Source organism: Shewanella sp. KJ2020 (assembly GCF_024197625.1).
In the GTDB taxonomy this organism is placed as follows: domain Bacteria; phylum Pseudomonadota; class Gammaproteobacteria; order Enterobacterales; family Shewanellaceae; genus Shewanella.
Window position 1 is genome coordinate 1 of record NZ_JAKUKD010000021.1, and the last position, 23,702, is coordinate 23,702.

At 46.9% G+C, this 23,702-nt stretch carries 25 protein-coding genes; 12 read left to right on the plus strand and 13 right to left on the minus strand.

Translation table 11 applies throughout. The features are described 5' to 3' along the window. Positions 1–441: 441 nt before the first annotated feature. Positions 442–990 (plus strand): gamma carbonic anhydrase family protein, encoded by a 549-nt coding sequence (locus MJO46_RS12525; RefSeq protein ID WP_253989582.1) that lies wholly within the window; start codon positions 442–444, stop codon positions 988–990. Between the two features lie 252 nt (positions 991–1,242). On the opposite strand, the gene MJO46_RS12530 is transcribed toward MJO46_RS12525, so the two are convergent. Next, a complete protein-coding gene (locus MJO46_RS12530) occupies positions 1,243–1,518 on the minus strand; it encodes a DUF1488 domain-containing protein (protein ID WP_253989583.1) in 276 nt (91 codons plus the stop codon). Between the two features lie 5 nt (positions 1,519–1,523). Beyond that, complete coding sequence (aroE, locus tag MJO46_RS12535; protein ID WP_253989641.1) at positions 1,524–2,372, minus strand: shikimate dehydrogenase; 849 nt, start codon at positions 2,370–2,372, stop codon at positions 1,524–1,526. Between the two features lie 153 nt (positions 2,373–2,525). Here aroE and MJO46_RS12540 point away from each other — a divergent pair, with 153 nt between their 5' ends. Next, complete coding sequence (locus MJO46_RS12540) at positions 2,526–2,963, plus strand: group II truncated hemoglobin (RefSeq protein WP_253989584.1); 438 nt, start codon at positions 2,526–2,528, stop codon at positions 2,961–2,963. Between the two features lie 34 nt (positions 2,964–2,997). Here the strand turns inward: MJO46_RS12540 and hemF are convergent, their stop codons facing one another. The 6 genes from hemF to MJO46_RS12570 form a co-directional block, all read right to left on the minus strand. Continuing rightward, entirely contained in the window at positions 2,998–3,906 is a 909-nt protein-coding gene (hemF, locus tag MJO46_RS12545) for an oxygen-dependent coproporphyrinogen oxidase (protein ID WP_253989642.1), read from the minus strand. 27 nt (positions 3,907–3,933) lie between these two features. After that, a complete protein-coding gene (locus MJO46_RS12550) occupies positions 3,934–4,500 on the minus strand; it encodes an L-threonylcarbamoyladenylate synthase (RefSeq protein WP_253989585.1) in 567 nt (188 codons plus the stop codon). Between the two features lie 147 nt (positions 4,501–4,647). Beyond that, complete coding sequence (locus tag MJO46_RS12555; protein ID WP_253989586.1) at positions 4,648–5,211, minus strand: type I DNA topoisomerase; 564 nt, start codon at positions 5,209–5,211, stop codon at positions 4,648–4,650. 110 nt (positions 5,212–5,321) lie between these two features. After that, complete coding sequence (locus MJO46_RS12560; protein ID WP_198781773.1) at positions 5,322–5,795, minus strand: DUF494 family protein; 474 nt, start codon at positions 5,793–5,795, stop codon at positions 5,322–5,324. A 2-nt stretch (positions 5,796–5,797) separates the two neighbouring features. Next, positions 5,798–6,820 (minus strand): DNA-processing protein DprA, encoded by a 1,023-nt coding sequence (gene dprA / locus MJO46_RS12565; RefSeq protein ID WP_253989587.1) that lies wholly within the window; start codon positions 6,818–6,820, stop codon positions 5,798–5,800. Positions 6,821–6,903: 83 nt separating this feature from the next. After that, positions 6,904–8,028 carry a LysM peptidoglycan-binding domain-containing protein gene (locus tag MJO46_RS12570; RefSeq protein ID WP_253989588.1) on the minus strand — a complete coding sequence of 375 codons (1,125 nt, stop codon included), beginning with the start codon at positions 8,026–8,028 and terminating at the stop codon, positions 6,904–6,906. Between the two features lie 125 nt (positions 8,029–8,153). On the opposite strand from MJO46_RS12570, the gene def reads away from it, so the two are divergent. From def to MJO46_RS12595, 5 genes are read left to right on the plus strand one after another with little or no spacing between them, the layout of a single operon-like run. Next, the gene (gene def / locus MJO46_RS12575) at positions 8,154–8,666 is read left to right on the plus strand and encodes a peptide deformylase (RefSeq protein ID WP_253989589.1); all 513 of its coding nucleotides are present in this window, start codon (positions 8,154–8,156) and stop codon (positions 8,664–8,666) included. An 8-nt stretch (positions 8,667–8,674) separates the two neighbouring features. Further along, positions 8,675–9,631 (plus strand): methionyl-tRNA formyltransferase, encoded by a 957-nt coding sequence (gene fmt, locus MJO46_RS12580; protein WP_253989590.1) that lies wholly within the window; start codon positions 8,675–8,677, stop codon positions 9,629–9,631. Between the two features lie 2 nt (positions 9,632–9,633). Further along, entirely contained in the window at positions 9,634–10,920 is a 1,287-nt protein-coding gene (gene rsmB / locus MJO46_RS12585) for a 16S rRNA (cytosine(967)-C(5))-methyltransferase RsmB (protein ID WP_253989643.1), read from the plus strand. 15 nt (positions 10,921–10,935) lie between these two features. Beyond that, on the plus strand, positions 10,936–12,345 hold the full coding sequence (gene trkA / locus MJO46_RS12590) for a Trk system potassium transporter TrkA (RefSeq protein WP_198781767.1): 1,410 nt from the start codon (positions 10,936–10,938) through the stop codon (positions 12,343–12,345). Between the two features lie 20 nt (positions 12,346–12,365). Continuing rightward, positions 12,366–13,808, plus strand: coding sequence for a TrkH family potassium uptake protein (locus MJO46_RS12595; RefSeq protein WP_253989591.1), 1,443 nt, complete (start codon positions 12,366–12,368; stop codon positions 13,806–13,808). A gap of 46 nt (positions 13,809–13,854) precedes the next feature. On the opposite strand, the gene hemG (MJO46_RS12600) is transcribed toward MJO46_RS12595, so the two are convergent. After that, positions 13,855–14,409, minus strand: a complete 555-nt coding sequence (hemG, locus tag MJO46_RS12600; RefSeq protein WP_253989592.1) for a menaquinone-dependent protoporphyrinogen IX dehydrogenase — start codon at positions 14,407–14,409, stop codon at positions 13,855–13,857. Between the two features lie 200 nt (positions 14,410–14,609). Between hemG (MJO46_RS12600) and MJO46_RS12605 the strand changes: the two genes are divergently transcribed. Next, positions 14,610–14,918 carry a metalloregulator ArsR/SmtB family transcription factor gene (locus MJO46_RS12605; protein ID WP_115335901.1) on the plus strand — a complete coding sequence of 103 codons (309 nt, stop codon included), beginning with the start codon at positions 14,610–14,612 and terminating at the stop codon, positions 14,916–14,918. A gap of 50 nt (positions 14,919–14,968) precedes the next feature. Here the strand turns inward: MJO46_RS12605 and hemG (MJO46_RS12610) are convergent, their stop codons facing one another. The 4 genes from hemG (MJO46_RS12610) to pepQ all read right to left on the minus strand — a co-directional run bounded on the left by hemG (MJO46_RS12610) (position 14,969) and on the right by pepQ (position 18,994). Then, complete coding sequence (gene hemG / locus MJO46_RS12610) at positions 14,969–15,493, minus strand: menaquinone-dependent protoporphyrinogen IX dehydrogenase (RefSeq protein ID WP_253989593.1); 525 nt, start codon at positions 15,491–15,493, stop codon at positions 14,969–14,971. A 2-nt stretch (positions 15,494–15,495) separates the two neighbouring features. Then, positions 15,496–16,953, minus strand: a complete 1,458-nt coding sequence (locus MJO46_RS12615) for a TrkH family potassium uptake protein (RefSeq protein WP_253989594.1) — start codon at positions 16,951–16,953, stop codon at positions 15,496–15,498. A 77-nt stretch (positions 16,954–17,030) separates the two neighbouring features. After that, positions 17,031–17,645 carry a YigZ family protein gene (locus MJO46_RS12620; protein ID WP_253989595.1) on the minus strand — a complete coding sequence of 205 codons (615 nt, stop codon included), beginning with the start codon at positions 17,643–17,645 and terminating at the stop codon, positions 17,031–17,033. Positions 17,646–17,671: 26 nt separating this feature from the next. Continuing rightward, positions 17,672–18,994, minus strand: coding sequence for a Xaa-Pro dipeptidase (gene pepQ / locus MJO46_RS12625; RefSeq protein ID WP_253989596.1), 1,323 nt, complete (start codon positions 18,992–18,994; stop codon positions 17,672–17,674). 321 nt (positions 18,995–19,315) lie between these two features. On the opposite strand from pepQ, the gene fadB reads away from it, so the two are divergent. From fadB to MJO46_RS12645, 4 genes are all read left to right on the plus strand, one after another. After that, the gene (gene fadB / locus MJO46_RS12630; RefSeq protein WP_253989597.1) at positions 19,316–21,466 is read left to right on the plus strand and encodes a fatty acid oxidation complex subunit alpha FadB; all 2,151 of its coding nucleotides are present in this window, start codon (positions 19,316–19,318) and stop codon (positions 21,464–21,466) included. A 22-nt stretch (positions 21,467–21,488) separates the two neighbouring features. Further along, positions 21,489–22,652, plus strand: a complete 1,164-nt coding sequence (gene fadA / locus MJO46_RS12635) for an acetyl-CoA C-acyltransferase FadA (protein WP_253989598.1) — start codon at positions 21,489–21,491, stop codon at positions 22,650–22,652. A gap of 234 nt (positions 22,653–22,886) precedes the next feature. Next, positions 22,887–23,132 (plus strand): sulfurtransferase TusA, encoded by a 246-nt coding sequence (gene tusA, locus MJO46_RS12640; RefSeq protein ID WP_253989599.1) that lies wholly within the window; start codon positions 22,887–22,889, stop codon positions 23,130–23,132. Positions 23,133–23,177: 45 nt separating this feature from the next. Then, positions 23,178–23,624, plus strand: a complete 447-nt coding sequence (locus MJO46_RS12645) for an MOSC domain-containing protein (protein ID WP_253989600.1) — start codon at positions 23,178–23,180, stop codon at positions 23,622–23,624. Positions 23,625–23,702 lie beyond the last annotated feature (78 nt).

The window sequence follows — 23,702 nt, forward strand, 5'->3', positions numbered from 1 at the left end:
AGGCTAAGCAGTTTCGATTAACTCAACACCTGTGAGTGTCCACACAGATTTCTTGTTTTATCTTGTTAAAGAGCAACTCAACCTCGTAAGAGAGGGTGAGTACCACACTGAGCGCCGAACGCTTCCACTTGGCTAGGGCTGACTTCTCGTCAACTCAGGGTCGTGCATTTTACGCATTTCCCGTTTCGCGTCAAGGAGTATTTTTCAACTTCTTGCTACGCTTGAATTAAGTGCTTAAAAGCTGCTCAATTCAAGCTAACTCGCCAGCTTGCTTTCGCTGTCTGCCGTGTCAGTGGATGCGCATTATAGGGAGATTGAGAAAGTCCGCAACCCCTATTTTTAAGATAATTGTCATTTTCTCACTGTTCGTTGGATATTTGACCTGACCCGCTAGTTTTTAACCTTTATAATGCTAAAAACCACTCAATTAGGGACTTTTCTATGTCAGGGCCACTCAGAACTTACCAAGGTATTCACCCTCAATTAGGCAATAACGTGTATGTAGATGAAGCTTCGGTGCTTGTTGGGGATATTACTTTAGATACTGACGCCAGTATTTGGCCTATGGTGGCGGCACGTGGTGATGTTAACCATATTCGAATTGGTAAACGCTCCAATGTACAGGATGGCAGCATATTGCACGTGACCCGCAAATCCGCTTCTCGTCCTGATGGTCATCCACTGATTATTGGTGATGATGTGACTATTGGTCATAAGGCGATGCTCCACGGTTGCAAAGTCGGTAACCGAGTATTAGTGGGCATGGGCGCGATTATTCTCGACGGTGCGATTTTAGAAGATGATGTGATCTTAGGAGCGGGTTCATTAGTCCCGCCGGGCAAGGTATTGCAGAGTGGCTATTTATATGTAGGGAGCCCGGTTAAACAGGCTCGCCCATTAACGCCCGCCGAGATGGCCTTTTTGCCAGAATCTGCCGACAACTATGTCAGACTGAAAAACGAATACTTAGTCGAGTTACAAAACCTCTAATCACTTACTGTTAGTCGCTTAGCATCACTATATAAGAAAGGCGGCGGAGACTCATTCAGTCTCTGCCGCCTTTTACTATTCGCTAATTGATTAGTACTCTATATCTAACTTTGGCGTATAAAACCGTTTTAACGGGCTTATATGGTTAACAATGCTGCAATGGCAATCGAATCCAATTCAATTAAGCCATCGGTTGTGACATCGTGTTTATGGGAGCCTGTTATTTTCATGTACCCTATCTCTTAAATTCATCTAGCCTAAGTGTACTGCTCCAAACTCATCGAACTCTTCGGCTTCAATTAACTCTTCCGCCATTTCTTCGGCATCAAATCTCACCGCATCAAACAAGGCCAGCATAGCGGCGGCTTCATCGGTACTCGGCTGCGGGGAGAAATCATTCAACTCTGCTAACTTATTCGCACTGATATAACACTTGATGTTCATCCCCTGCGACTGCGCGATAAAACAGACTCGCTTGTGGGCGTCGTCCCAATACTGCAGTTCGGGGAAAAGAATACTTTGATTCATGCGTCCTACTTAGGCTCAGCCTTTAGTTTGTCCCGCAACAGAGTCAACACTGCTTGAGTATCGGGTTCAACACCTCGCCATAGGGTAAAACTTTTAGCCGCTTGTCCGACTAACATACCGAGCCCATCAATGACTTTCGCCGCACCTTGGGAGAGCGCCCATTGGTTAAACGCGGTGACCGAGGCGCCATACATCATGTCATAACAAACCGTTTGGGTGGTGATGACCTGCGCTGGCACGGGGGGCAACTCACCCGCGAGGCTAGCCGAGGTTGAGTTAATGATGATATCGAACTCACCCGCAAGAGCACTCATTTCTACGGCGGAGACTCTATTCGCAAAAGCACCCTCATCCACAGCAGTAAAGATATCGACCAGAAGCTGCGCCTTAGTATGAGTGCGATTGCTAATCGTTAGCTGCGCAATTCCGGCATTTAATAACGGTAGAATACAACCGCGCGCCGCACCACCAGCACCAATAAGTAACACGCGCTTATCTTGCAAGCTGCCTAAGTTAGCGATGAGATCGGCCACCAGCCCTAAACCGTCGGTATTATCACCACGAATAGTGCCGTCGGCCAATACGCTTAAAGTGTTTACCGCGCCGGCGAGTTTGGCCTCTGGGCTGAGACTGTCACACAGCGCAAAAGCTTGCTCCTTAAAAGGCACGGTCACATTCGCCCCCTTGCCGCCCGCATTGAAAAACGCCGTCAAAGAGGCTTCAAAACCATCCACTGGAGCAAGAATGGCTTCATAGGTTAATGATTCTTGAGTGGGCGCAGCAAATTGTCCATGGATAAACGGCGATTTACTGTGGATAATGGGATTGCCAAACACTGCGTATCTGTCTGTCATAGCGATATTAAATTTCAGGTTCAATGGCTTTGCAGTCTAACGCGCTTTTAGGGGCACGCAAGCCAAATTATACTCAACTGAATTTCACGCTATGTTTCACGCTATAATGCGCCATCGGCTCAATACGCTCTATTTTAGTGAACGACTATTTCAATGAACTGGCTTAAAAAGATTTTTAGTAAACACACTCCACCGCAGGATGATCGCGATCCGACTCAATCGAACGCCTATGACTTAATCGGCGGCGAAAAAGTGCTCCGCGCTATCGCCAAGAGTTTTTATCGGAAGATGGCAAGCTCAGCCGAAACGACAACACTGCTTGCCATTCATAGGGCGCCAATTGCGGAATCAGAGCAGAAGTTATTCGAATTTTTAAGCGGTTGGCTCGGCGGGCCGCAGCTTTATCAGCAAAAGTATGGTCATCCAGCGTTACGCGCTCGCCATATGCCCTTTGCCGTCGATGAGGCGATGCGCGATCAATGGCTGTTTTGCATGAAGTTTGCGATTGAAGAGAACATAAAAAAGCCAGAGCATAGGGCCGCCATCTTTGAGGCGATTTCAACTCTGGCCGATCATATGCGTAATCAATAAAGTGGATATTGCCTCCACTTTTTAAGATTAACGACTAAACCCAGTCGCGGGGTTTGAGGTAGTTATCGTACAAATCTGCCTCAGGGCTTTCCGCCTCTGGAGTATAGCCATATTGCCAACGCACTAATGGCGGCATTGACATCAAAATAGACTCAGTACGTCCGCCAGTCTGTAGACCAAATAAAGTGCCTCTGTCGTAGACTAAGTTGAACTCAACATAACGACCACGACGATAGAGTTGGAACTGACGCTCACGTTCACCGAACTCAGTATCTTTACGACGCTCAACAATCGGCGCATAGGCGGTTAAGAAACCATTGCCCACTGCTTGCATAAAGCTAAAGCTTTGATCGAATCCAGCTTGGTTTAAGTCATCGAAAAATAACCCACCCACGCCGCGGGTTTCATTGCGGTGCGGCAGGAAGAAATACTCATCGCACCACTTCTTATACTTGGGATAAACCTCATCCCCGAAAGGCGCGCAAATATCCTTAGAGGTTTGGTGCCACTCGCGCACATCTTCTTCAAAGGGATAATAAGGCGTTAAGTCAAAACCACCGCCAAACCACCACACGGGATCGGCGCCCTCTTTTTGGGCAATAAAGAAGCGCACATTAGCGTGAGTCGTTGGGATATAAGGATTATTAGGATGGATCACTAAAGACACACCCATGGCTTCGAAGCTGCGACCCGCCAATTCTGGACGATGCGCCGTAGCCGACGCCGGCATAGCAGCGCCAGTCACATGGGAAAAGTTAACCCCAGCTTGCTCGAACACCGCGCCTTGAGTTAATACTCGGCTGGTGCCACCGCCGCCTTCGGCACGGGTCCATGAGTCGGCAGCAAAGGTCGCCTGGCCATCTAGCGCCTGTAAACCAGCACAAATTCGGTTTTGTAGATCGAGTAAAAACGCTTTTACCACTGCAGCATCTGGCACACTCATCTTTTTATGATCCTTACTGTTATTCACTTATTGTCCATTGCGTAAAATTTTGCCGCTACGCGCATCGATAATAGTTGAGGGCTGACGTTGTTCGCCGAGTTTCCCTAGCACTAGTGCATCAATTTTACCTTCAAAATCGGCAAGTATTTCAGCGGCAGATAATGCAGGGTCTTCGCCCGCAAGGTTGGCGCTGGTTGACACTAAAGGTTTACCTAAGGCTTGGCACAATGCACGCACACCTTCATGGGCCGATACGCGCACGGCGATAGAGTCAAATTCGCCACAGAGGTATTTTGAAACCTGTGCTTTGATTGGCATTACAAAGGTGAATGGGCCAGGCCACTTAGAAAATGCAAGCTCAAGCTGCTCAGCAGTCAATTGTGATTCATCAACATAAGCTAAAAGCTGCTGAAAATCACTGGCGACAAGGATTAAGCCCTTTTGCCATGGACGCTGTTTAACCGCCAATAACTTTTGAATAGCAGTGTCGTTATCTGGGTCACAACCTAGACCATAAACCGCCTCGGTTGGATAAGCGATAACACCGCCATTAAGCAGAATGTCTTTTATATCAGATGGGTGCAGCTGCAGCATCTTAGGATCACCTTTTGAGTATTGTCGATTTCTACAATCAAATCATTGGATAAATTCGAATACTGACCGCCCCATCAGCGGCCAGCCAAGGATTATACTCAAGCCACTTTCATCGGCCAAATATTAAGATGCGTGTCACACAATAAACTAAAGTGGTCTTTTGTATTTGCAGCTTTTTTGCGGGCATTCTAAGCGCATCCCAGCCGCGCCTTTACGCTCGACTAAAATCCCATAACCACAATCGGGGCACTCTTCAGCAATCGGTGGATAATTCACAATAAACTTACACTTAGGGTAAGCACTACAGGCATAAAAACTCTTACCGAAACGACTCGTTCTATGTTCGAGTTTACCCATTTTGCATTCTGGACAAGGGATATCAGGTTTGTCGCTCGCTTGATCCTGTTTTTCAATGTGCGTGCAACTTGGATATTGAGTACAGCCGATAAAGATCCCAAAACGTCCCGACTTTACCGCCAATTCATGGCCACATTCAGGGCAGACTGAACCCTCAATCACTTGGGTTTCAATGGATTCGTGTTGTACTAAAGGACGCGTATACTCACAGTTCGGATAGTTATTACAACCAATAAAACTGCCGTGCTTACTGTGTTTTACCGTTAACTCACTGCCGCACTCGGGGCAAAGTTCGTACTCTTTTTCCAAGGCGTGCTCATGGGCACTAAATAATTGTTCATCGATCTTAGACATAATCATTCACCACCAATCAAAGCGCATAACGCTTGGCCACCAACAAACTCATGGCATCAAAAAAGGAGGGCTTAGCCTCCTTTCTCTCATTATTCATAGTATCGCAACGATTAAGAATGTAGTCGGCCTTCGGGCTGCTCAAAAATTAAATCTTCCATTTGCTCATAGGCGGATTCATGGCCGGGGGCGTTGAATAGCACCATCAAGATAACCCACTTTAGATCTTCGAGGACTAAGGTAGGTTCATCAAGCTCCATGACTCTGTCGATCACCATTTCACGGGTTTCGACATTCAGCACTTTCACTTGCTCTAAAAACAGCAAGAAACCACGGCATTCCACATCTAACTTTTCCATTTCGTCTTTAGTGTAAATGCGAAATGAATGTTGATCATGGTTACACAGGTAAGGTTTATCCCCTTCCTGTAGTTCCGCTAGACGTTCCAACCAAGTTAACGCCTTTAAAATTTCGGACTGGTGGAAACCAGCGCGAGTGAGTTCCTTGGTTAACTCGTCTTCATCCACTAATAGTTCAACTTCACTGTGAACATAGTTTTCAAATAGATACATGAGGATATCAAACATGGCTAGCTCCTCTTTACTCTGACGTAACCACCGGGTACTGCAATAACCCAACCTTGCAACTCAAGTTCAAGCATTTGTTCTAACACCAGATCTATCGTTTTTCCACTATGTTCAACTACAGCATCAATTGTTGTAGCTTCATAACCTACACTAGCTAACAGCGACGAAAATGGCAAATGACAAATCTCATCTTGCTGTAGCTGTATATGGTGGCATAACGCTAACTCTTCAAGGTGAAAAGCGGTCAAACTTGCCAACTCACCTACTATATCGGCCGCGGTTTCCACAAGTTTTGCGCCATCACGCAATAAATCATGGCAACCTTGATGATAGCCACCGAGGATAGAACCAGGAACGGCAAACACCTCACGCCCTTGCTCCATTGCCAGTCTGGCGGTAATCAAAGAACCGCTTTTACGGCAAGCCTCTACCACTAGCGTACCTAGAGAAAGACCGCTAATAATGCGATTTCGTTTCGGGAAATTACCCGCAAACGGCCCAACATCTGGCCAAAACTCGCTGAGTATACAGCCTTGTTGCTGAATATTCTCATAAAGCTGTCGATGTCTACGGGGATAAATTGTATCAATGCCGGTTCCCAGCACTGCAATCGTCCTTTGGCTCCTATCGACACAGGCCTTATGGGCGGCACCATCAATCCCCATTGCCATACCACTACAAATACCAAATCCAAGGGCAGACATTTCACTCGCTAATTGATAAGCCACCTGTAAACCACCAGGCGATGCATTTCGGCTCCCAACAATGGCGAGATAAGGTAAAACCAATGCCTCTATGCATCCTTTAACAAATAGCACTGTGGGTGGATCGGACAATTGTTTTAATAAGGGAGGATAAAGGGGATCGGAGAAGCAAATTAGATGATTGAACTCAGATTGTTGTTGCCACTCAAGGGCGGCATCCACTTTTTGATAATCAATAGTAAGGCTATGGAGTCGTTTATCCGATAAAGGTAGGGCTTGTCTTTCATGCTCTAACCTTTGTCTGAGGTCGTCCACTTCCATGTGTTTTAATAATTGTTGGATCTGGGCGGGTCCAAGCCCAGATACAGCACTAACAACTAACCAATCGACCAAGTGTGCAGAAATTATTGACCTCTATAGGCTAAAGAGTCGGGAGCAACAAGCTTATCGTCAACTCGAACTGGACGTTCATTGGCGACAATTAATCCTAAGCTTGCCTTATCAAATACTTTAAAAACTAACAATCTACCATGGTAAATATCAGGCATTTTTATCGCTCGATCCGATGAGATTGATGCGACAATATTGTCATAGGCCGTACGTTCGGTGGCAGGTACGGGTAAACCATCATGGCCGATGACTATCTCTTCACCATCACGATAAATAGAGAACACTTCACCGGGTTCGACGCCATCCTGTTTACCCTTATCTAAGTACACGACATTCAACTTACCTGCTTCGCGCATCTTAGACTCAATGGCTAGCACTGTGGCTGGGGTCTTTAAATCAGCGGCTTTAGGGGTGAAATAGGCCGATATTAGAGAATCATCTTCCATCGGCAATACTTTAAAACCAGCCTTAGTCTCACGGTAATTACTCAGCAGTTTTATTTTTGAAACTTTCCCAGATTCAATAACTTGCCCAGTTGATGATAACACCGCCTCCTGCCCTAAGGCTTCGCCCGTTTCCTTATTGAAAAATTCACGACCACGCTCATAGACACCGTATTTTTTATGCAAAGGTAATTCGCTGTCGATATAAATCACATCACCCAACACATGGTGGCGTGAAGGGCTTTCACCCGCGAGCACCATAGGCTGCTCGGCTAGCCACAGCGAATCAACCACACGATTTTGAACCAGATAATTCTCAATCAGAGCCAGATCAACGGCGGGTACTGCGTCACTCTTGGAAATGATACGCCCCTCAGGACTCTTTCTAACATGGGGTTTACCGTCATTGGAGCCATTACGGACTAATCTAGGTTGGCCATCGATAAAGACTAACGTGAGCAGATCACCGGGATAAATAAGGTGGGGGTTTGCAATCTGTGGGTTAACATCCCATAGACTTGGCCATTTCCACGGATCATTTAAAAACGTCGCGGAAATATCCCAAAGGGTATCGCCCTTCTTTACCACATATGACTCAGGATGCCCCGCTTTAAGTGTCAGGGTATCTGCGGAAACAAATGTGCAATTGAATGTCATTAACGCGAGTAAAATTAACCGTTTCATGGTGCAGTCCATGTTGTTTGGCTCTTAAATCGAGCTTTTACTGTTATTGATAGGCACTAAAGATTAAAATTAACCCATTAGCCTCAGTCAGTATAACCAACTGGCTGAGATTTGACAGACTTGTTAAGAGTTTAAGTATGGCACTGTTAAAAGTTTTACGCTTTCCCGATGAAAGATTGCGAACTCAAGCGACACCTATCACTGAGTTTAATGCTGAGTTGCAAACTCAAATTGATGATATGTTCGAGACCATGTACCAAGAAAAAGGGATTGGTCTGGCTGCGACTCAAGTCGATTACCATAAACAGCTGATCGTCATGGATTTACAAGATGACGTCGAACGCCCTAAGGTATTTATCAACCCGGAAATTATTGCCAGTAGTGGTGATTTTTGTAACGAGGAAGGCTGCCTGTCTGTTCCTGGGGTTTATGCCAAGGTCGATCGCGCAGAGTTTGTTACAGTCAAAGCCTTAGATAGGCACGGTAACGAATTTACGGTTGAAGCTAATGAACTGTTTGCCATTTGTATCCAGCATGAAATGGATCACCTCAAAGGCAAATTGTTTGTCGACTACCTGTCGCCGTTAAAGCGTCAACGGATCAAACAGAAACTTGAAAAAGCGGCCCGATTGGACGCCAAAGAAGCATAGGATTAGATTTGAAACCACTCAACATCATCTTTGCCGGAACACCGGATTTTGCTGCTCGCCATTTACAGGCGCTACTCGACTCACACCATAATGTGATTGGCGTTTACACTCAGCCAGATAGACCCGCAGGGCGCGGCAAGAAACTGACCGCCAGCCCAGTAAAAGAACTCGCGCTCGCCAATAATATTCCAGTTTACCAACCCGGTTCACTTCGCAAAGAACCCGCACAACAGGAACTGGCCGCACTCAATGCCGATATTATGGTAGTCGTCGCCTACGGTTTAATTCTGCCCAAAGTCGTCCTAGATACACCGCGCTTAGGTTGTATCAACGTGCATGGTTCTATTTTGCCACGCTGGCGCGGCGCGGCACCGATCCAACGCGCGTTGTGGGCAGGCGATAAAACAACTGGCGTCACCGTTATGCAAATGGATGTTGGCCTAGATACGGGTGATATGCTGCTCAAAACGACGCTACCGATTGAAGATGATGATACTTCGGCCAGCCTTTATGAAAAACTCGCAGAGCAAGGTCCCACAGCCCTATTGCAAGCCCTTGAAGGTTTAGCAAACGGCACCTTAGCCGCTGAAAAACAAGATGAAACCTTAGCTAGCTACGCAGAGAAACTCAGCAAAGAAGAAGCCAGACTCGACTGGAATAAGTCTGCGAAACAACTATGGCAGGAAGTTCGCGCCTTTAATCCTTGGCCAGTAAGCTATTTTGAGCACCAAGGCAACACCATCAAAGTGTGGCAGACCCAAGTCAGCCAAGCCACCAGCAATGCAGAGCCAGGTACTATTATCAGCGCTAGCAAGAAAGGCATAGAAGTCGCGACTGGTGATGGTGTGTTAACCCTGCTGAGCATGCAATTGCCCGGAAAGAAACCACTCAGCGTTGCCGATATTCTCAATGCCCGCGGTGAATGGTTTAGCCCTAATACTCGCCTAAACAGCGAGGCACAATAATGATGAACTTGCGTGCGCTGGCGGCGAAAGCCATTTTCGAGGTATTGGAAAAGGGCGTGTCGCTCTCGGTCGCCCTACCCGAACAACAAAAACACCTTACCAGCGGCAAAGATAAAGCCCTGCTCGCCGAACTCTGCTACGGCGTGATGCGCACTCTGCCACAAATCGAAAAACGCATCAGCGAATGCCTCGAAAAACCCTTAAAAGGCAAACAGCGGATCATTCATCAGCTATTAATTGTGGGCTGTTATCAGTTGTACTTCACCCGCATCCCGAGCCACGCCGCGATTTCAGAAACCGCCGAAGCCTGTCGCCAGTTAAAATTTGAAGGCATGGTCAAAGTGGTTAACGGCGTACTGCGTAATATTCAACGTCAATTAACCCCGCTGAGCACAGAGTCGGAAACCTTAAGCTACAACACGCCCGCTTGGTTGATTAAACGCTTAAAAGCCGCTTATCCCGACAACTGGCAAGAAGTCATCCAACAGAGTCACGAACGTCCGCCGATGTGGCTGCGCAACAATCGCCTCTCTCAAAGCCGCGATGCATATCTTGCCGCCCTGAGTGAGCTAGAGATAGAAGCGAGTGCGGGCCTCAGTGATGACGCCATACTACTCGCCCATCCCAAGGATGTAGCGACACTGCCGCGTTTCTATGAAGGCGCCGCATCGGTGCAAGATGGCGCAGCCCAATGGGCGGCGACACTGTTAGCACCAAAGGCCAATGAACTCGTTCTCGATGCCTGCGCTGCGCCCGGCGGCAAAAGCTGTCATTTACTCGAACTGCAGCCGAGTATCAAACTCGTCGCCGTCGACTTTGATGCCAAACGCCTCGAGCGCGTGCAACAGAACCTTGACCGTTTGTCATTAAAAGCGGAGCTTATCCATGGTGATGCGGCCAATATTGACTCATGGTGGCAAGGTGGACAATTTGATCGTATCTTACTGGACGCCCCCTGTTCGGCCACAGGCGTGATCCGTCGTCATCCCGATATTAAGTGGCTACGCAAAAATCATGACATAGAAGAACTCGCCGAACTGCAACAGCAAATTCTCGATCATTGCTGGAAATGGCTAAAACCCGGCGGCACGCTTCTTTATGCCACGTGTTCGATTTTGCCGCAGGAAAACAGCGACCAAATCAAAGCATTTTTGGCCAGAACAGTAGATGCTAAGCTAGATATACTCACCCAGCAGACTTCGGCCCAAGATATAGGTTGGCAAATCACGCCAGGGCAAGACAATATGGATGGGTTTTATTACGCCCGTTTATTAAAAGCAACCCATTAGGAAGTAAGCAAGGCCATGAAAATTATCATATTAGGTGCGGGTCAAGTTGGGGGAACCTTGGCCGAGAATTTGGTCGGTGAGAATAATGACATCACCATAGTCGATAGCGACAAGTCCAGATTACGTGCCCTGCAGGATAAATATGACCTTCGTGTTGTGGCGGGACATGGTGCTCATCCCGATGTGCTAAAAGAAGCAGGCGCCGAAGATGCCGACATGCTTATTGCTGTTACCAACAGCGATGAATGCAACATGGTCGCCTGCCAAATGGCCTACAGCCTCTTTGGCACTCCCACTAAAATCGCCCGTATCCGCTCAGAACCCTATCTGGCGATGCGCGATAAATTGTTTATCGACAGTGAAACTAAGAACAGTGAGGGTCGCCCCCGCGGCGGTTTTGTTATTGACGAACTAATCGCCCCAGAACAGTTAGTGACCGCTTACATTCAACGTCTGGTTGAGTATCCAGGTGCACTGCAAGTGCTCGAATTTGCCGAAGGGCGCTTAAGTTTGGTTGCGGTTCGCGCCTATTATGGCGGCCCACTGGTAGGAAATGCGTTAGCGGCACTGCGCGAACATATGCCCAATATTGATACCCGGGTGGCGGCGATTTTCCGCCAAGGTCGCCCTATCATGCCCCGTGGCACGACAATTATCGAGGCCGATGATGAAGTTTTCTTCGTCGCCGACAGTCGCCACATTCGCGCAGTAATGAGCGAAATGCAAAAGCTCGATAACTCCTACCGCAATATTATGATCGCCGGTGGTGGCAACATAGGTTTAGGCCTCGCAAAGCGCCTCGAGCGCACTCATTCAGTCAAGCTGATTGAACATAAGTTTGAGCGTGCGGAGGCCCTCTCGGAGCAGCTTGAAAACACGACGGTATTCTGCGGTGATGCATCGGATCAGGAATTATTGCTCGAAGAGCATATAGATCAAACCGACGTATTTATTGCAGTTACCAACGACGATGAAGCCAATATAATGTCGGCGTTGCTGGCAAAGCGTATGGGAGCCAAAAAGGTGATGGTACTGATCCAACGTGAAGCCTATGTAGACATAGTCCAAGAAGCCAATATTGATATCGCTATTTCGCCACAGCAAGCTACGATTTCAGCCCTATTAACCCATATCCGTCAGGGAGATATCTGCAACGTTTACTCCCTACGTCGCGGTGCCGCCGAGGCGATTGAAGCGATTGCCCACGGCGATTCCAGCACTTCTAAGGTGGTGGGTAAGGCGATTGGAGAAATTAAATTACCGCCAGGAACGACCATAGGCGCCATAGTTCGCAACGACGAAGTATTAATGGCCCACGACAAAACCGTGATAGAGCAAGGAGATCATGTGATCTTATTCCTCGTGAATAAGAAGTTTGTCGGCGAAGTCGAAAAACTGTTCCAACCGAGTGCTTTTTTCTTCTAACTGCCTTAGTAAGCTAATGTATGCTGAACTTTAGACCGCTATTGTTTATTCTAGGGCTGTTTCTCTCCATGTTAACAGCCTTTATGTTTGTGCCACTCCTCGTCGCCACTTTCAATGGCGAAGAGACGGTGGGGTCATTCATGGTATCGGCCTTAGCAACAGGGATTTGCGCCAGCCTTTGTCTGCATAACGGCCAAAGCAAAGCGATTCACCTCAATATTCGTGATATGTTTTTGCTCACCAGCCTAACCTGGCTGATTGTGAGTCTATTTGCGGCCATGCCTTTTACCTTGTACCACGGTATTGGTTATACGGACGCTTTTTTCGAGACCATGTCCGGCATTACCACAACTGGCTCCACCGTCCTCTCAGGTTTAGATACTATGGATCACAGTATCTTGATCTGGCGCTCTTTACTGCAATGGCTTGGCGGGATTGGTTTTATCGTGATGGCGGTAGCGATTCTCCCCTTCTTAAACGTCGGTGGTATGCGGCTATTCCGTACTGAGTCTTCCGACTGGAGCGACAAAGCCGTTCCTCGTACTCAAAATATGGCTAAACACCTGTTTTTTATTTATGTTTTACTCACAGCAATCTGCTGCTTTGCCTACCACCTTACGGGTATGACTTGGTTTGAAGCCATCAACCATGCGATGACGACCCTATCGACTGGCGGTTATTCCACCTCTGACAGCTCTATGGCGGCTTTTTCAAACTCGGCCCACTGGGTTGGTATCTTCTTTATGACGGCGGGTGGCTTGCCACTCCTCATGTTTGTACAAACCGTACAGCAAAGGGATCTGCGGATTTGGAACGATGCTCAAGTAAAAGGTTTTTTGTTTTTCCTTACTTTTGTCTCTTGCTCTATTGGCTTTTGGCTATGGCAAACCCGCGATATTGAGCTGCTCGATGCACTGCGTTTATCCAGTTTTAACGTCGTTTCCGTGGTGACTACTACAGGTTATGGTTTAACGGATTACGGGGCTTGGGGCGCTTTTGCCAATATCGCCTTCTTATTTTTAATGTTTGTCGGCAGTTGCTCCGGCTCAACCTCGGGCGGGATTAAAATTTTTCGGTTTCAAATCGCTGGCGCTATTATGCGTGAACAGCTGAAGCAGCAATGTCATCCGAATGGCATTTTTAGGGAGCGTTATAATAATCGCATCATCAGCGAAGATATTGTGCGTTCGCTAATCACTTTTATGCTGCTTTTTATGATGGTGATTGTGGGGTTATCGGTAATTTTAGTGCTGACGGGCCTAGATCCCATGACCAGTTTTACCGGTGCTATCACAGCAGTGACTAACGTGGGGCCAGGATTAGGCCCGATCATCGGTCCTGTGGGGAATTTCTCGACTCTGCCCGATGTGGCTAAATGGGCATTGTCATTCGGTATGCTGCTCGGGCGTTTAGAAATTTTAACCGTAGCCGTACTGTTCCATCCCAGCTTTTGGAAGTATTAGTCTTATACATAGGAAACTTAAAATGCGCTCTGAGAGCGCATTTTTATTAGGCGGGTTCAGCAACCTCGGCCAAGGTCAGCAGATGGTCGGCATAGACCTTCACATCTTCCCAGTCGGTATAATCGATTACCGCTTTAGGGTCGGTTGGGCCTTTGGTTATTTTCATAATCAGCTGGATCATTAACCTGTCATACCAAGGCCAAGATGGATAATCCACTTTCCCCGCAATAATTTTTAAATCCATAGGAGTCCAAGGCGATAAGGCGATAAACTTTTGTAGATATTTATTATTTTCGGGAATACGTTTTTCAGGATTTCTCGCCACCACGTTGACGCAAAAGAAACTGTTTGGCAATGCGCCCAAAGCCTCTGCATGCTGCTCGATAAACTGGAACACACTCTTATCATAGGTGCCATAGAGTACGCAGGCGCCGAAGGCGACGACATCATAATCGGGCCAATTAATGCAAGTGGCGGCAGCACTATTGATATCGACGAGGTCGACCTGTGCTCCACGAGATATTAATTGCTCGGCAATTGCGCAGGCAATCTTGGCCGTATGGCCACCGCGGGTAAAATAAAGCACAAGAATCCGTGTCATAGGGAGTTTCCGGTCCACTAAAGTCATGTCACCATTGTGGCTATATTCGATTCAATAAACCTCTAATAGGATCACAAATCGGCGGTATCTCATATTCTGTCATGCAAAAATTGAGATCTACATTACTGAGCAGTATGATTGCGTATATTGAAGTGTTCAATTAGAATTATCTAATCAAAAGCGATAAAGTGAGTGACCTTATGCAAAATGACATAGATGTAGCTGCAATGGTAACTAATGCGGAAAGTGCAGCTAAATGGCTCAAGGCCATAGCGAATCCTTATCGCCTAATGATTTTATGCCTACTGCTGGATAAAGAATTGAGCGTAACTGAGCTTAATGCCACTGTTCCCCTAAGCCAATCGGCATTATCGCAACACTTAGCGGTTTTACGCTCAGAGGATCTCGTCGATACTCGTAAGAGTTCACAGATTGTTTACTACAAACTCAAAAACGAGCAAGTCACTCAAGTCATTTCTATTCTTCACAGCCGCTACTGCGCCGTGTAATAGCAAGATTCGCCTAAAATTAAGCCCCAATTACTGGGGCTTAATTGTTTCTAGCGTTGGCTAAAACGGCTGCCAAAGGCATCAACCTTAGCCCAATCGGTAAACTCGAAGGTACCCTTAATATCGGTCGGCCCCTTAGTCATCCACATGATGAAACGAATCATAGTGCGATCGAAAAAGCCGTACTTAGGATAATCAATCTTGCCAGCAAACACTTCTAACTGCTGCGGTTGCCATAGGGAAAGCTTTAGAAACTTTTGCATGTAAGGATTGGTTTCGGGAGTATTTTTTAAGAGTTTACGCGCCACCACGTTCACGGTAAAAAAACCATTAATCTTAGTATCGAGCACCGCATGGTGGCGATTGACGAACTGGTAAAGCTCAGGTCTATGCTTACCATAACGAATACTTGCGCCGATCAGCACTTTATCAAAATCCGCTAAGTTCAAAGCTTCTGCCTGCTCCAGCGTAACAAGGGACACCTGCTCTCCCGCTTGCTCGGCAATCGCCTTCATTTTTTGGCATATTGCCAATGTTTGGCCATCAATCGTCGAATAGATTATTAACGTCTGCATCACTAATTCTTCCAAAAGGTTGGCGTAAACAAAATCAACAAGGTAAATACTTCGAGGCGACCAAACAACATGGCGACCACAAGCACCCACTTAGCACCATCACCAATACTGGCGTAATTACTCGCCACCTCACCTAAACCAGGGCCAAGGTTGTTTAAACAAGCGGCAGTAGCACTAAAAGCGGTAATATCATCTAGCCCCATCGCCATAAGGGCAAGCATACAAATTACAAACACTAGCGCATAAGCCGAGAAAAAACCCCACACCGCATCGACAACTCGGTCTGATAATGCTTTAGAGCCAATGCGGATAGAAAACATCGCCTTTGGGTGAACCAAACGCTTAAGTTCACGGGATCCCTGTAACAACAACAAAATCACCCGAATCACTTTAATTCCCCCAGCAGTAGAACCACCACAACCGCCGATAAAGCTCGAGAAAATTAATAACATTGGTAAGAATAATGGCCACATGTGAAAACTATCAGTACCAAATCCTGCCGTAGTAGCGACAGAAACCGCTTGGAATAATGCGTGATCTAAGGTCTCTTCTGGCGAGTCATAAATACCTGCATTATAAAGTGTTAAAAAACAAATCGCCGCCAAAATAAGTTGGATCGCCACCAGCATCTTAAATTCAGCATCTCTAAAATAGACTTTAACGTTAATCCCGCGGCGAGAAAATGCCGCAAAATGAACGCTAAAGTTGACCGCTGAAACGATTAAAAAGAATACGCAAATTAAATTAATGATCGGGCTATCAAAATACCCCATGCTAGCATCGTGGGTTGAAAAGCCACCGATGGCGATAGTGGAAAACGAATGGCACACAGCGTCAAAAATACTCATTCCCGCCAACCAATAGGCCCCTGCGCAGGTAATAGTTAACAGTAAATAGATATACCACAAAGCTTTAGCGGTCTCGGCAATCCTAGGAGTCATCTTACTGTCTTTCACAGGCCCAGGGATTTCGGCGCGATACAACTGCATGCCCCCAACCCCAAGTACTGGCAAAATTGCCACTGCAAGTACAATGATCCCCATACCACCTAGCCACTGCAGCATATGCCGATAAAACAGAATCGCTTTTGGCAAATAGTCGAGCCCAACAATCACTGTGGCGCCAGTTGTGGTTAACGCAGAAAAGGATTCGAAGAAGCTATCAGTCCAACTCAGATCGGGCTGACTCGAGAAGATAAACGGCAAGGCACCGATAGAACCCAACACAGTCCAGAATAGCACCACGATAAGAAACCCTTCTCGGGTACGTAATTCTTCTTTACAACGGCGATTGGGATACCAGAGCCAAAAACCAATAAACAGACTCACAAAAAAGGCTTGGATAAATGCCGTACCGCCGCCATCGTTGTACCAAATGGCAATCAAGGCTGGTGGCAGCATAGTGATAGAAAATAAGCCAATTAACAGGCCTATGATTCTTATTATGGTTTTATATTGCATTAAGCGGGTTCAATCATTCCATTGGCTGTAAAGGTATTTCCAGCATTTGGGCTATTTTGGCATAGTTTACACTAGCATCACAGGTCAAACTCAGCCCTTAGACTACCTTGGCTTAGCATCGTCAATAATTCACTAAATCTTGCTCGCTGATGTTTGCCAATTTCAAACTCAATATCAACCGCTTCAGCAAACTGTTTATTGGTAACAACCGCTTCCACCTGTTGCAACAGATGCTCTATGTCCCTTAGCTGCGAGTAGTCACACTGTAATCTTGCAGGATAGCGAAGTTGTTTTAGTTGAGTAGCAAGTTTAGTTAACCCTTGCCTTAACCCCGAAGTATAGGCCCTAACCAAACCACCCACACCTAGTTTAGTGCCACCATAGTAACGCACAACAACAGCGGCCACTTCACCAATATTCGCGCCTTGTAACACCGCCAACATAGGTCGGCCAGCACTGCCAGCGGGCTCGCCGTCATCACTTGAACCAATCAATACCATGTCGGTTGGTGCACCTACAATAAAGGCATAGCAGTAGTGACTTGCGCCGGGATAATCACGCTTTATGTCAGTAAGCACTAACTTCAATTTATCTATGCTATCGCAATGGAAGATAAAAGAGATAAAGCGACTATGCTTTATCTCCTCTTCTAACTGCCAGTTTTCACTGGGGATAAGGTAACTTTCGAGCACCAATTCGTCCTAAACTTTACCCTATATCAATCAGCTAAACCCAACTCGCGGGTCATATTCTCGTTTCTATCTTGATGCACTATCACGTTATCTTCGATACGAATACCGCCAAAAGGCCTTAACTCATCCACGGTTTGCCAGTTGATCTGTAGGCCACGACTATCTTGTTTAAGCTCATTAAGCAGAGTATCGATAATGTATAACCCAGGCTCCATGGTCAGCACTTGGTTTGGCGCTAAAATCCGGGTGCAACGCAGGAAGGGATGGGCCTCGGGCGCCGCGATATGGGTACCGCGCTCATCGTGGGAGAAGCCACCCACATCATGCACTTGCAGGCCTAACATATGACCTAATCCGTGGGGGAAGAAAGCACTGGTAATGCCTTGCTCAACCAGACCTTGGGCATCCCCCGTGGCTAAATTGAAATCCAATAGCATTTGCGCGACTTTAGCGTGAGTCGCTAAGTGTAAATCAGGATAACGCACCCCGGGACGCATCATATCGATAAGCTCAAGCTGCGCCTTATTCATCGCTGCAATCAACTCATCGAAACGATTCTTCTCGAAGGCATAGGTTCTAGTGATGTCAGAGGCATAGCCAAAGTAACTCGCGCCCGCATCGATAAGAAAAGACAAACGTTTCGCAGGGCTTTGATGCTCGAGTGCGGTGTAATGCAAAATCGCCGCATTTTGATTGAGGGCGATAATATTGCCATAGGGCACTTCATTCTCGCTCTGGCCCACGGCAGATAAATAATGCTGTTGGATCTCGAACTCGCTCGCACCGTTATAAAAAGCATTTTTAGCCGCTAAATGCCCCTGCACCGCAATTTGGTTAGCGCGGCGCATACATTCCAGCTCATATTCGGTTTTAGTGGTTCGATGATAATGCAGATAACTCATCACAGCATCGGGATTACGGCTAGTAAAACCCAGCACTTCGGCCACATCTAAATGCTCGCCCACATAAGCCCAATTAACGGTATCTTTAGGTAACAGCTCAGCGACCTTATCGGCCTTAGTTAACAGCTTAATATCGAAATGCTCGGTCCAGAACATATCCGGCACATCGGATACTTTGTGCCAAAAATCTACCGGCCGATAAAAAATCAGCTGCGGCTTATCACGGCCATTGACCACTAACCAACAATTCGGATTATCTAAAACAGGCAGCCATGCCTTGAAGTGCGGATTTGCTTTAAAGGGATAATTGATATCATCCAAAAACATCCGATGTGGCTGACCCGAATGGATCACTAAACCGGACAAAGCTTCTCGAGACAAAATCTCAGCAACTCGGCGATTTAGCTCGGCGATATGGGCATGATAGTGATGAGCCAATTGATCCATTTGTCATATCCTGTAATCAATAAAGGGGAATAAATAAAACCGAATTTAACTGTGACGACTAACGAATGAATTCCTCAGGGGAAATCTTTAAAGTCATCAGGCTGTTCTACACTCTGTGCAGTGTATCACAAAGGTGAAAAATCACTCTAGCCGACAAGAAATTAAACAGTCGTTTAAATTGGGTGTTGTAATTTATCGAATTTCGAAGCACACTGGCACACAACTGGTCAAATGATGGCCGAAGCTGCTGTGAGATAGAGAGTTGTACTAACACCAATTAATAATGGTGGGTATCACTTTTAAGCCAAAAGGAAGCAAGCAATGATCTACCAAAGTCCTACAATTCAAGTTGAGTTACTCGAGGATAATATTGCCAAGCTGTGCTTTAACGCACCCGGTTCGGTGAACAAATTCGACAGAGAAACCCTCGCCTCGCTCGATGCCGCATTAGACAGCATCAAGCAAAACTCCAATATCAAAGCGTTAGTGCTGACCTCAGGTAAAGATACCTTTATTGTGGGCGCCGACATTACCGAATTTTTAGGCCTGTTCGCACAGGATGACGCCATACTGCTCTCTTGGGTTGAACAAGCCAACGCCGTCTTCAACAAACTCGAAGACTTACCTTTCCCAACCGCATCAGCAATCAAAGGCTTTGCCTTAGGTGGCGGCTGTGAAACCATTCTGGCAACGGATTTTCGTATCGCAGATACCACAGCCAAAATCGGTTTACCTGAGACTAAACTCGGCATCATCCCAGGTTTTGGCGGCACAGTTCGTCTACCCCGTGTGATTGGTGCAGATAACGCACTCGAGTGGATCACCACAGGTAACGACCAACGCGCAGAAGATGCACTGAAAGTCGGTGCTGTAGATGCAGTGGTTGCGCCAGAAGCGTTAGAAGCGGCTGCGATTCAAATGCTCAAAGATGCCGTTGCTGAACAATTGGATTGGCAAGCGCGTCGTCACCGCAAGTTGTCAGCCCTAACACTGCCAAAACTTGAAGCTATGATGTCATTCACCACGGCCAAAGGCATGGTGTTTGCGGTTGCAGGTAAACACTACCCTGCACCAATGGCCGCAGTAAGCGTGATTGAGCAAGCATCGACTAAAGGCCGCACCGAAGCACTGCAAATCGAGCATCAAGCCTTTATCAAACTGGCTAAAACTGATGTTGCTAAAGCACTTATCGGTATTTTCCTTAATGATCAACTTGTTAAAGGTAAAGCCAAGAAAGCCGGCAAGTTAGCGAAAGAAGTGAAAAATGCGGCCGTATTAGGCGCAGGCATTATGGGCGGCGGCATCGCTTACCAAAGCGCCAGCAAAGGCACACCGATTGTCATGAAAGACATCGCTCAGCCAGCCTTAGATTTAGGTCTCAATGAAGCCGCTAAACTGCTGTCGGCCCAAGTTGCTCGCGGCCGTTCAACGCCAGAAAAAATGGCCAAAGTGCTGAACAATATCACCCCTGCATTAGAGTATGCGCCAATTAAGCATGCCGATGTGGTCGTTGAAGCCGTAGTTGAACATCCAAAAATCAAGGCACAGGTTTTAGCCGAAGTTGAGCAATATGTGAGTGATGATGCGATTATCGCCTCAAACACCTCAACAATTTCAATCAATTTACTCGCTAAGAGCATGAAGAAACCTGAGCGTTTCTGCGGTATGCATTTCTTCAACCCAGTGCACAAAATGCCGTTGGTCGAAGTTATTCGTGGCGAGCACAGCTCTGAAGAAACCATCGCCTCTGTTGTGGCTTACGCCAGCAAAATGGGCAAAACGCCAATCGTTGTTAATGATTGCCCTGGCTTCTTCGTTAACCGCGTACTCTTCCCTTACTTTGCCGGCTTTAACGGCTTACTTGCCGATGGCGGTGACTTTGCTGCTATAGACAAGGTAATGGAAAAACAATTCGGCTGGCCAATGGGCCCCGCTTACCTGCTCGACGTAGTCGGTTTAGACACAGGTCATCACGCTCAAGCTGTTATGGCCGAAGGTTTCCCTGATCGCATGGGTAAATCTGGCACTGACGCAATTGATGTGATGTTTGAGAACAAGCGCCTTGGCCAGAAAAATGGCAAAGGTTTCTATGCCTATTCAGTCGATAGCCGTGGCAAACCGAAGAAAGATGTCGACCCAACGAGCTATGGCCTATTGAAAGCAGCCTTTGGCGACTTAAAAACCTTTGAAGCCGATGAGATTATTGCCCGTACTATGATCCCTATGATCATCGAAACCGTGCGCTGTTTAGAAGAAGGTATTGTCGCATCGCCTGCCGAAGCGGATATGGGCCTAGTTTATGGCTTAGGTTTCCCACCATTCAGAGGCGGCGTGTTCCGTTACTTGGATACTATTGGCGTCGCAAACTTTGTGGCCTTAGCAGACAAATACGCTCACCTGGGCGGTCTGTATCAAGTGACCGATGCAATGCGCACATTAGCAGCCAATAACGGTAGCTACTACCAAGCCTAATTAGCGGGAAAGGAATTTAATCATGAAACAAGCTGTTATCGTAGACTGCATCCGTACTCCGATGGGCCGCTCAAAGGCTGGCGTATTTCGTAATGTACGTGCAGAAACTCTGTCTGCCGAATTGATGAAAGGTCTGTTACTGCGCAACCCGCAGCTCGACCCAAATACCATTGAAGACGTGATTTGGGGTTGTGTGCAACAAACCTTAGAACAAGGCTTCAACATTGCTCGTAATGCATCACTGCTTGCTGGTATACCCAAGACTGCTGGCGCGGTTACCATTAACCGTTTATGCGGTTCATCTATGGAAGCGATTCACCAAGCCACGCGCGCCATTATGACGGGTATGGGTGACACCTTCTTGATTGGTGGCGTAGAACACATGGGTCACGTGCCTATGAGCCATGGTGTCGACTTCCACCCAGGTCTTGCGAATAACGTGGCAAAAGCCTCTGGCATGATGGGCTTAACGGCTGAAATGCTTGGTAAACTGCACGGTATTACCCGTGAACAGCAAGATGCTTTTGCGGTACGCTCACACCAACGCGCCTATGCAGCAACGGTTGAAGGCCGCTTTGCCAAGGAAATCTATGGCATTGAAGGTCACGATGCTAACGGCGCACTAATCAAAGTACTACACGACGAAGTGATCCGCCCAGAAACCACGATGGAATCACTGGCGGCACTGCGCCCGGTATTCGATCCAGTAAACGGTACTGTGACTGCGGGTACTTCTTCTGCACTGTCCGATGGAGCCTCAGCCATGTTGATCATGGAAGAATCTAAAGCGCGCGCACTTGGCTTACCAATCCGTGCTCGTATTCGCTCTATGGCGGTTGCAGGTTGTGATGCGGCGATCATGGGTTACGGCCCAGTGCCAGCCACGCAAAAAGCACTGGCCCGTGCAGGTATTACCGTTGCCGATTTAGATGTGATTGAACTTAACGAAGCGTTTGCTGCTCAATCTTTACCTTGTGTGAAAGACTTAGGTTTAGCGGATGTAGTTGATGACAAAATCAACCTTAACGGCGGTGCGATTGCACTCGGTCACCCACTGGGTTGTTCAGGCGCACGTATCTCTACGACGCTGATTAACTTAATGGAAGACAAAGATGCGACCCTAGGTTTAGCGACCATGTGTATTGGTTTAGGCCAAGGTATCGCAACTGTATTCGAACGTGTTTAATCATTTCCTTTATATAAAAAATAGATAAAAAAATGCCGGAATTAATTTCCGGCATTTTTGTCAATGGCTCAAACACATATAGTAATAAGTCGATGTTCCACGTGAAACATCAATCAAACGACATCGAAATATAAACATCTTATTGCCTATCACAAATTCAAATAGCCAACTTGGTTTCTCACAATCACTGGAGTAACATTAGCCAATTCTGTTTAATCGTTCACTAGGGGTAATATGAACGACGCCTTCTCAACCGCTCAACATAAACTCGATGCCCTTGGACTGCGCTGTCCTGAGCCGGTAATGATGGTGCGTAAAACCGTAAGACAAATGGCCGCGGGTGAAACATTACTCATTATTGCCGACGATCCGGCAACAACCCGAGACATACCAAGCTTTTGCGAGTTTATGGACCACACACTTATCGCCAGCGAAACCACACAACCCCCTTACCAATATTTGATCAAAAAAGGACTCTGAGTCGTATCACTTTAGCGACTTAATCAAAAAAGGATGTAAGAAACTATGCCAAAGCTACTGGCGATTGCCTATAAAACAGTAAAGTGCGGCCCTATGAATGAGGTTCTCTGCGCCAATGTCACCCAGCTCAGTGGTGTAGAAAAAGATGTTTTTGGTCGCCCAGGTAAACGCCAAGTCACGGTACTTTCCAACCTTCAGTGGCAACAGGCCTGCAATAGCATTGAAGTAGATTTGCCTTGGACAACCCGCAGAGCAAACCTGTTGATTGATGATCTCGTTTTTAGCCCTGCTGATGTTGGTAAACATTTACAGATTGGAGAATTACGACTTGAAATTACGGGTGAAACAGATCCCTGTAAAAAGATGGAAATAGCCCAGGTAGGTTTAGAAGCCGCATTAACCCCAGATTGGCGCGGCGGAGTAACCTGCCGAGTATTGAATGATGCCATGATCCATTTAGGTGATGAAATAAGTATCTTCACTCCTCGCTAATCGAGTGAATTCGCAGTATTCCAATAGAACTAAGCAACTTGGTTCTATACCCACCTATTGACTTCTCCAATCAACTTT

Excerpts from the sequence above, each read along its gene's own strand:
- MJO46_RS12525 (WP_253989582.1), top strand. The coding sequence starts at position 442 with ATGTCAGGGCCACTCAGAACTTACCAAGGTATTCACCCTCAATTAGGC.
- MJO46_RS12530 (WP_253989583.1), bottom strand. The coding sequence starts at position 1,518 with ATGAATCAAAGTATTCTTTTCCCCGAACTGCAGTATTGGGACGACGCC.
- aroE (WP_253989641.1), bottom strand. The coding sequence starts at position 2,372 with ATGACAGACAGATACGCAGTGTTTGGCAATCCCATTATCCACAGTAAA.
- MJO46_RS12540 (WP_253989584.1), top strand. The coding sequence starts at position 2,526 with ATGAACTGGCTTAAAAAGATTTTTAGTAAACACACTCCACCGCAGGAT.
- hemF (WP_253989642.1), bottom strand. The coding sequence starts at position 3,906 with ATGAGTGTGCCAGATGCTGCAGTGGTAAAAGCGTTTTTACTCGATCTA.
- MJO46_RS12550 (WP_253989585.1), bottom strand. The coding sequence starts at position 4,500 with ATGCTGCAGCTGCACCCATCTGATATAAAAGACATTCTGCTTAATGGC.
- MJO46_RS12555 (WP_253989586.1), bottom strand. The coding sequence starts at position 5,211 with ATGTCTAAGATCGATGAACAATTATTTAGTGCCCATGAGCACGCCTTG.
- MJO46_RS12560 (WP_198781773.1), bottom strand. The coding sequence starts at position 5,795 with ATGTTTGATATCCTCATGTATCTATTTGAAAACTATGTTCACAGTGAA.
- dprA (WP_253989587.1), bottom strand. The coding sequence starts at position 6,820 with ATGGAAGTGGACGACCTCAGACAAAGGTTAGAGCATGAAAGACAAGCC.
- MJO46_RS12570 (WP_253989588.1), bottom strand. The coding sequence starts at position 8,028 with ATGGACTGCACCATGAAACGGTTAATTTTACTCGCGTTAATGACATTC.
- def (WP_253989589.1), top strand. The coding sequence starts at position 8,154 with ATGGCACTGTTAAAAGTTTTACGCTTTCCCGATGAAAGATTGCGAACT.
- rsmB (WP_253989643.1), top strand. The coding sequence starts at position 9,634 with ATGAACTTGCGTGCGCTGGCGGCGAAAGCCATTTTCGAGGTATTGGAA.
- trkA (WP_198781767.1), top strand. The coding sequence starts at position 10,936 with ATGAAAATTATCATATTAGGTGCGGGTCAAGTTGGGGGAACCTTGGCC.
- MJO46_RS12595 (WP_253989591.1), top strand. The coding sequence starts at position 12,366 with ATGCTGAACTTTAGACCGCTATTGTTTATTCTAGGGCTGTTTCTCTCC.
- hemG (WP_253989592.1), bottom strand. The coding sequence starts at position 14,409 with ATGACACGGATTCTTGTGCTTTATTTTACCCGCGGTGGCCATACGGCC.
- MJO46_RS12605 (WP_115335901.1), top strand. The coding sequence starts at position 14,610 with ATGCAAAATGACATAGATGTAGCTGCAATGGTAACTAATGCGGAAAGT.
- hemG (WP_253989593.1), bottom strand. The coding sequence starts at position 15,493 with ATGCAGACGTTAATAATCTATTCGACGATTGATGGCCAAACATTGGCA.
- MJO46_RS12615 (WP_253989594.1), bottom strand. The coding sequence starts at position 16,953 with ATGCAATATAAAACCATAATAAGAATCATAGGCCTGTTAATTGGCTTA.
- pepQ (WP_253989596.1), bottom strand. The coding sequence starts at position 18,994 with ATGGATCAATTGGCTCATCACTATCATGCCCATATCGCCGAGCTAAAT.
- fadB (WP_253989597.1), top strand. The coding sequence starts at position 19,316 with ATGATCTACCAAAGTCCTACAATTCAAGTTGAGTTACTCGAGGATAAT.
- fadA (WP_253989598.1), top strand. The coding sequence starts at position 21,489 with ATGAAACAAGCTGTTATCGTAGACTGCATCCGTACTCCGATGGGCCGC.
- tusA (WP_253989599.1), top strand. The coding sequence starts at position 22,887 with ATGAACGACGCCTTCTCAACCGCTCAACATAAACTCGATGCCCTTGGA.
- MJO46_RS12645 (WP_253989600.1), top strand. The coding sequence starts at position 23,178 with ATGCCAAAGCTACTGGCGATTGCCTATAAAACAGTAAAGTGCGGCCCT.